At 61.9% G+C, this 7,609-nt stretch carries 8 protein-coding genes; all 8 read left to right on the forward strand.

What is annotated here, in order from left to right; all coding sequences use genetic code 11:
• Positions 1 to 471, forward strand: a 471-nt coding sequence (locus EOA86_RS14170) for a TOBE domain-containing protein (protein ID WP_128342211.1), incomplete at its 5' end; no start/stop codon positions are given.
• 36 nt (positions 472 to 507) lie between these two features.
• Positions 508 to 1,833, forward strand: a complete 1,326-nt coding sequence (locus tag EOA86_RS14175; RefSeq protein WP_127212478.1) for an ABC transporter substrate-binding protein — start codon at positions 508 to 510, stop codon at positions 1,831 to 1,833.
• Positions 1,834 to 1,940: 107 nt separating this feature from the next.
• On the forward strand, positions 1,941 to 2,891 hold the full coding sequence (locus tag EOA86_RS14180) for a sugar ABC transporter permease (RefSeq protein ID WP_128342212.1): 951 nt from the start codon (positions 1,941 to 1,943) through the stop codon (positions 2,889 to 2,891).
• A 1-nt stretch (position 2,892) separates the two neighbouring features.
• Positions 2,893 to 3,786 carry a carbohydrate ABC transporter permease gene (locus EOA86_RS14185; RefSeq protein ID WP_128342214.1) on the forward strand — a complete coding sequence of 298 codons (894 nt, stop codon included), beginning with the start codon at positions 2,893 to 2,895 and terminating at the stop codon, positions 3,784 to 3,786.
• Between the two features lie 371 nt (positions 3,787 to 4,157).
• Positions 4,158 to 4,901, forward strand: a complete 744-nt coding sequence (locus EOA86_RS14190; protein WP_128342216.1) for a competence/damage-inducible protein A — start codon at positions 4,158 to 4,160, stop codon at positions 4,899 to 4,901.
• 76 nt (positions 4,902 to 4,977) lie between these two features.
• Positions 4,978 to 5,811: a universal stress protein gene (locus tag EOA86_RS14195; protein WP_128342218.1), complete on the forward strand. Its 834-nt coding sequence runs from the start codon at positions 4,978 to 4,980 to the stop codon at positions 5,809 to 5,811.
• 146 nt (positions 5,812 to 5,957) lie between these two features.
• Complete coding sequence (gene gpt / locus EOA86_RS14200; protein ID WP_029353723.1) at positions 5,958 to 6,458, forward strand: xanthine phosphoribosyltransferase; 501 nt, start codon at positions 5,958 to 5,960, stop codon at positions 6,456 to 6,458.
• A 217-nt stretch (positions 6,459 to 6,675) separates the two neighbouring features.
• A complete protein-coding gene (locus EOA86_RS14205) occupies positions 6,676 to 7,164 on the forward strand; it encodes an NUDIX hydrolase (protein ID WP_029353721.1) in 489 nt (162 codons plus the stop codon).
• The last annotated feature ends 445 nt before the right edge of the window (positions 7,165 to 7,609 follow it).

Raw genomic sequence — 7,609 nt, forward strand, 5'->3', positions numbered from 1 at the left:
ATGCATGACGGCCTCGTTGAGCAGATCGGGCCGCCATTGGAACTCTACGACCGGCCGAACAATCTCTTCGTCGCCAGCTTCATCGGCTCGCCCGCCATGAACATGCTGAGGGGCGAAATCGCAACTGATGGCGGCTCATCGTCTTTTCGCGGCTCCGGGGGGATTTCCCTGCCGCTGGCCGCAGTACCTTCGATCGGCAGCGGCGAACAGGTGGTGCTGGGGATACGACCCGAGCATCTGCGGCTGTCCGACGAAGATGGCATTCCGGTCACCGTCGTGGTGGTCGAGCCGACCGGGTCGGAAGTGCAGCTCATCGGCCGGACGGCCGGCGGCGAAGAGATCGTCGCCAATTTCCGGGAGCGCCATTCCTTCACGCCGGGCGAGACCGTACGGCTGACTGCCGAGCCCGGCCTCATCCACCTCTTTCATAGCGAAACCGGGCAGCGCTTCGAAATGCGCACCCGGCAGTAAGAACCACCGCGAGGAAATAAACAGGAGGAGACGAGCATGAAATTCACCAGACGTGACGTGATCCGCACCACCGCCGGCGTGGCGGCGGGAGCCTTGGGAAGCCGGTTCGTCGGCTCTTCCGCCTTTGCCCAGGAGGGGTTGACATACAAGCCCGAAGACGGCGCAAAGCTGCGGATGCTGCGTTGGTCGCCCTTCGTGCAGGGTGATGAGGATCAATGGCTGGCTAACACCAAGCGGTTCACCGAGGCGACAGGCGTCGAGGTCCGTGTCGACAAGGAAAGCTGGGAGGACATTCGCCCCAAGGCGGCGGTTGCCGCCAATGTCGGCTCCGGTCCAGATCTGATGTTGGTCTGGTTCGACGACCCGCACCAATACCCCGACAAGTTGCACGACGTGACGGAACTGGGTGAGTATCTCGGCACGAAATACGGCGGCTGGCACGAAGGGCCAAAGCAATATGCGACGCGGGAGGGGAAATTCCTCGGCCTGCCTCTGGCCACCATCGGCAATGCCATCGTCTATCGGGAAAGCTGGGTGAAGGAGGCTGGCTTCTCGGAATTTCCGAAGGACACGGCGGGCTTCCTCGAGCTTTGCAAGGCGTTGCAGGCGAAGGGGCATCCGGCCGGCTTCACGCACGGCCATGGCGTCGGCGACGGCAACAACTATGCTCACTGGCTGCTTTGGAGCCATGGCGGCCAGATGGTCGACGAGAGCGGAAAGGTGACCATCAACAGCCCCGAGACGCTCAAGGCGATCGAATACGCGCAGGAGCTCTACAAGACCTTTATTCCCGGCACCGAAAGCTGGCTCGACGTGAACAACAACCGCGCCTTCCTGGCCGGCGAACTGGGCGTCATCGCCAACGGCATTTCCGTGTATAACACGGCCAAGACCAACAAGGACAATGATCCGAAACTGACTGAAATCGCCAAGGACATGCGCACGACCAGTCTGCCGATCGGTCCCGTCGGGAAATCGGTCGAGCTGTTCCAGGTGACCACGGCAGTGATCTTCGACTACACGCCCTATCCCAACGCAGCCAAGGCCTATCTGCAGTTCATGTTCGAGGAACAGCAAATGGCGGAGTGGATTACCTCCTCGGCCGCCTACTGCTGCCAGACACTCAAAGCCTTCGACAACAATCCGGTATGGACGGCCGACCCGAACAATGCCGCCTACGCCAAGGCCTCGGCGACGCTGCGTCCCAACGGCTATGCCGGGCCGCTCGGCTACGCCTCGGCGGCGACCATGGCCGATTATGTCCTGGTCGACATGTTCGCCAAGGCCGTGACGGGCCAGGCGACGGCGCAGGAGGCGATGGAAGAGGCGGAGAAACGCGCCAACCGGTACTATCGCGTTTGATCACAGCCGAGCCGGGCAGCCGCGACCGCGCTGCCCGGTCTGGTTCCTGAAATCGTGTGGCGGCCACTCAGGCCATCATGCCAGCAGACCTTATGAGGAGCCGTCCCATGGCCGTGTCGTCCGCTGCCGTTCAGCCGCGTCCGTCGATCCTGTCGCGGAGCCTGTCGCTCCTGGCCGACAGCCGGAACGCGCTTGGCTTCGGCTTCATGCTGCCGGCGGCAGCGCTGCTGCTGGTCTTCCTCACCTATCCGCTGGGGCTCGGCATCTGGCTCGGCTTCACGGATGCCCGCATCGGCCGCCCCGGTATCTTCATCGGCATCGAAAACTACCAATATCTGTCGGATGACGCCGTCTTCTGGCTCTCCGTATTCAACACCTTGCTCTACACAATAAGCGCCTCGATCCTGAAGTTCGCGCTCGGCCTCTGGCTGGCGCTTATCCTCAATCAGAACCTTCCCTTCAAATCGTTCTTCCGCGCGATCGTCCTGCTGCCGTGGGTGGTGCCGACGGTGCTGTCGGCCATCGCCTTCTGGTGGATATACGATTCGCAGTTCTCCATCCTGTCCTGGGCGCTTATGGAAACGGGCCTAATCGACCATCGCATCAATTTCCTCGGCGACCCGGAGAATGCGCGCGCTTCGGTGATCGCGGCCAATGTCTGGCGCGGCATTCCGTTCGTCGCCATCACGCTGCTGGCCGGCTTGCAGACGATTCCCCAGTCGCTTTACGAGGCCGCCACGCTCGACGGCGCCAGCCGCTGGCAATTGTTCCGTTTTGTGACGCTGCCGCTGCTGACGCCGATCATCGCCATCACCATGACGTTCTCTGTGCTGTTCACCTTCACCGATTTCCAGCTGATCTATGTGCTGACCCGCGGCGGACCGGTCAATGCCACCCATCTGATGGCGACATTGTCGTTTCAGCGCGGCATTTCGGGAGGCCAGCTTGGCGAGGGCGCCGCCATCGCTGTCGCCATGATCCCGTTCCTGCTTGCGGCGATCCTGTTCAGCTATTTCGGCTTGCAACGCCGCAAATGGCAGCAGGGCGGCGGAGACTGACATGGCCACGATCAAAAAAACGAATCGTCAGGAACTCGACGAAGGCGGCATGGGCTACCTTCAGAGCCTGCCGCGGCGCGTGGTGACGGTCTATCTGCCGTTGCTGGTGTTCGTCATCGTGCTGTTGTTCCCGTTCTACTGGATGACGATCACGGCGATTAAGCCCAATCACGAGATGACCGACTACGCCAATTTCAATCCGTTCTGGGTCGTGCATCCGACATTCGAGCACATCCGCTATCTCTTGTTCGACACGTCCTATCCGGGCTGGCTGCTCAACACGATCATCATCTCGACCGCCGCGACGTTCCTGTCGCTGCTGGCTGCGGTGTTCGCGGCCTATGCGATCGAACGGCTGAGGTTTTCGGGGGCGCGGCAGGTCGGGCTCGCGATCTTCCTCGCCTATCTCGTGCCGCCGTCGATCCTGTTCATCCCGCTGTCGGTGATGGTGTTCAACCTTGGGCTTTACGACACGCCCTTCGCGCTCATTCTTACTTACCCGACCTTCCTAGTACCCTTCTGCACGTGGCTGTTGATGGGTTACTTCCGCTCCATCCCGTTCGAACTGGAAGAATGCGCGCTCATCGACGGGGCGAGTCGGTGGCAGATCCTCACCAAGATCGTGCTGCCGCTGTCGGTGCCCGGCCTGATTTCCGCCGGCATATTCGCATTCACCCTGTCATGGAACGAATTCATCTATGCCCTGACATTCATCCAGTCGTCCGAAAACAAGACTGTGCCGGTCGGGGTGCTCACGGAGCTTGTCCGTTCCGACGTCTATGAGTGGGGAGCGCTGATGGCCGGAGCCCTGATCGGCTCCCTGCCGGTGGTCGTGCTTTATTCATTCTTTGTCGAGCACTACGTGTCCTCGATGACCGGTGCGGTGAAGGAATAGCGCCTATGGCGCCGCACCTTCTCCCTTCTCCCTTGTGGGAGAATGTGGCCTCGCCCAGGGGGTCTTGCCTCTAGCAAGCCCGAGGACAGTTCCGCGAGGTCGGGGTGTTCCAGCTTGGTGCCGACCGCGTTCCAGCCAGCGCCCGTCTTGGCGCTGCGCGCCAATCCACTTTCTCCCACAAGGGGAAGGAAGAGCCGCACCGTGGGCGCCAATATCCTGGCGTATTGCCGCCGGCGAGCCGCCGCGCTATCTCAGGCGACCCTTGCCTGCCTAAGGCGACCTGTCTGCCCAGGCGACTCTGTCTGCCCGAGGCGACTCTGTCTGCCCGAGGCGACTCTGTCTGCCTAAGGCGACCTTTTGCCGGAGCTCCCATGTCTGAAATCGTCACCGCCGCCATGCTCGTCATCGGTGATGAGATTCTGTCCGGGCGCACCAAGGACAAGAATATCGGCCATCTCGCCGACATCATGACGGCGATCGGCATCGACCTGAAGGAGGTGCGCATCGTTCCCGACGAGGACGACGAGATCGTCGCCGCGGTGAACGCCCTACGTGCCCGCTACACCTATGTCTTCACGACCGGCGGCATCGGCCCCACGCATGACGACATCACCGCGGACGCGATCGCCAAGGCCTTTGGCGTGCCCTGCGAATACGACGCCAAGGCCTATGCGATGCTGGAAGCGAGCTACGCCGCGCGCGGCATCGAATACACCGAGGCGCGCAAGCGCATGGCGCGGATGCCGCGTGGTGCCGACCATATCGACAATCCAGTGTCCATCGCGCCCGGCTTTCGCATCGGCAACGTCCATGTCATGGCCGGCGTGCCGTCGATTTTCCAGGCGATGCTCGACAATGTGGTGCCGACGCTGAAGGCCGGCACCAGAATGCTCTCGGCCACGGTGCACTGTCCGTTCGGCGAAGGCCTGGTCGGCGGACCGCTCGGCGATATCCAGAAGGCGCATCCGGATACGATCATCGGGTCCTACCCGAAATATGGCGACGGCAAGTTCTGGACCGAGCTGGTCGTCCGTGCCCGCAGCCAGGAAGCGCTGAACGCCGCCCATGCCGATGTCGAGGCGATGGTCGCAGGCCTCGCCAGCGCGGCCAGCTGATCCGGGCCGGAACCAAGCATGGTGCAGTAACGTTTCATGCGGGCGAGTTTCGATCGCCGTAAACTGAGGGGTTATCATGCGATTCAAAACCATCGTCGCCATACTGCAGAACGAACAGGACGCGGAGCGCGTGCTCGAATGCGCCATTCCGCTTGCCGACAGGTTCCAGAGCCATCTGATCGGCATTCATGCCGAAGCGCTTCCCGTCCCCTACACCTCGGCCACCGGCTTTCCCGACACCGAGTTCCTGCAGGTTTCGGCCGACATGAACAAGGAGCGTGCTGAGAAATTGCGGGTGGTTTTCCTCCGGCATGTCGAGGATTCCGACCTGTCGTTCGAGTGGCGCAGCCTCGAGAGCTTTTCCGGAGACAGCGCGCTGACCGGTATCCCAACCGTTCGCACCGCAGACCTCATCATCGCCGCGCAGCGCGAGTCGGGCGGCGATCCGAGCGCCGATGTCGACACGCTGGTCTATGACGCCGGCCGGCCGGTGCTGGTCGTGCCGCATTCGGGCCCGCTCGTGACCAGCTTCAAGCATGTGCTGCTCGCCTGGAACGGCAGCAAGGAAGCCGCGCGCGCCGCCTTCGACGCCCTGCCCTTCATCATCGAGGCCGAGAAGACCGATATCGTCGTCATCGACCCACCGGATACGCTCGACGAGGCTCCGGAGGCGGCCGGCGCCGAAATCGCCGCCGCCCTGTCCAGGCATGGCGCCACCGTCAGCGTCTCGGTGCTGCAATCGGGCGGCCACTCGGTCGACGACGTGATCCAGACCAGGGTTGCCGAAACCGGCGCCGACCTGCTCGTGCTCGGCGCCTACAGCCATTCCTGGCTGCGCCAGCTTCTGTTCGGCGGGGTCACGCGCACCGTGCTGCGCACGTTGCCGGTGGCAGCTTTCCTGTCACGGTAAGTCCACAAGGGTAACTCCACAGGGGCGAGTCCACAGGGATCGCCTGCCGCCGCCCTTGCCAAGGCCAAGGCTTTCCAGTTAATTCCGCGCGCATTCCTTCAAGTGTTTGCGCGCAGTTTTTCGCGCGCTGCGGAGTGCATGCAAAAATGTCCCTTCCCGAAAAGGCCTTTCCCGTCTCCTGGGATCAGTTCCACCGCGACGCGCGTGCGCTTGCCTGGCGGCTTGCCGGCGCCAACAAAGGCCAGTGGAAGGCGATCGTCTGCATCACGCGCGGCGGCTTGGTTCCGGCCGCCATCATCTCGCGTGAACTCGGCATCCGCGTCATCGAGACGGTTTGCGTCGCCTCCTATCACGACTACGCCAGCCAGGGGCAGCTGCAGGTGCTGAAGGAGGTCACGCCGGCACTGCTCGCCGATGACGGCGCCGGCGTGCTGATCATCGACGACCTAACCGATACCGGCAAGACCGCAGGCATCGTGCGCGCCATGATGCCCAAGGCGCATTTCGCCACCGTTTACGCCAAGCCGAAAGGGAGGCCGCTGGTCGACACCTTCGTCACCGAGGTCAGCCAGGACACCTGGATCTATTTTCCGTGGGACATGGGCTTCACCTACCAGAAGCCGATCGCCGACGATCACGTCGGCTGATTCGCGGCAACTGCTTTTTCTCCCGGCACATGCCGGCGAGCATTGCTTGCCGGCGAGCACTTCTTGAAAGAGTGCCGCGGCGCACGATATTTCCTGAATGGACGCCTGTTGGTGTGGTTAACCAGTCCGTATGAGGTTTTTTACTTTTATTGCTCATGATTAGCCGTAAGATTCGCGAGACGGCAGATGATTCTGGAGGCTGGGGCAAGCTTCTCCGATGTTGACGAGGCCAGCAACGCACAACCATTTGGCCGAAAGGGTTCAGCGGCTCTTCGGCACAGCGCCGTGCCGCCTGCAGGTTGCAGCATTGCCCTGGCGCGATACCGGGCATGGCGTCGAGATCATGCTGATCACCAGCCGCGATACCGGTCGCTGGGTGCTTCCCAAGGGCTGGCCTGAGGCCAAGGAGCTGCTTTGCGAAGCGGCGGCGCGCGAGGCCGGCGAGGAAGCCGGACTGCGCGGCACGATCTCCCACCATGAAGCCGGCCGCTACTTCTATGCCAAGGCATTGGCTTCCGGCGAGGAAGTGCCTTGCGAAGTTCTGGTATTTCCGCTGCAGGTCGACAAGATCGCCGACCGGTGGAAGGAAAAGCGGTCGCGCATCCGCAAATGGGTCAGCCCCGCCGAGGCCGTGCGCATGGTCAACGAGCCGGACCTTGGTCAGATCATCGCCTATTTCTGCGCCGACCCGCACCAGTTTTCCTGAGCAAGACTAGGCGCACCGGCCAAAGCTGCGCCCCTGCCGATCACCGGCGATGCTCTTTGGCGAAGAGAATCGATTTGACCACCACAGCTTTGGCGTGCGTTGTCATCACGGTCGATGGCTTGGACGTCGGTCAAAATCGAAATCCTCCGCGCCACTTCTATCCCCGTTATCCACATATGCGACACACAAGATGTTGGGGTCACAAAAGCTACGCAAACGAATCCTTGACGGCGCAAAACGAGTCGCCTTTTATGGGCCATGCGCTCCTGTTGAGAGTGCGACCGGAAAGTTCTGAGCCCGGTCTTTTTCCCGGACTATGTGCGTTTTGGCCGCATTTCCGCCTGTCTATGAGGCCGGCGGATGCGTTGGGGGTTTGGGGTTTTTGGGGGACGAAAGGGAAAAATGTCGGACTGGAATAAATTGTCTGTTAACACTATATTTAGTG

Origin of the sequence: Mesorhizobium sp. M5C.F.Ca.IN.020.32.2.1, from assembly GCF_004023105.1 — a bacterium.
GTDB lineage: Bacteria > Pseudomonadota > Alphaproteobacteria > Rhizobiales > Rhizobiaceae > Mesorhizobium > Mesorhizobium wenxiniae.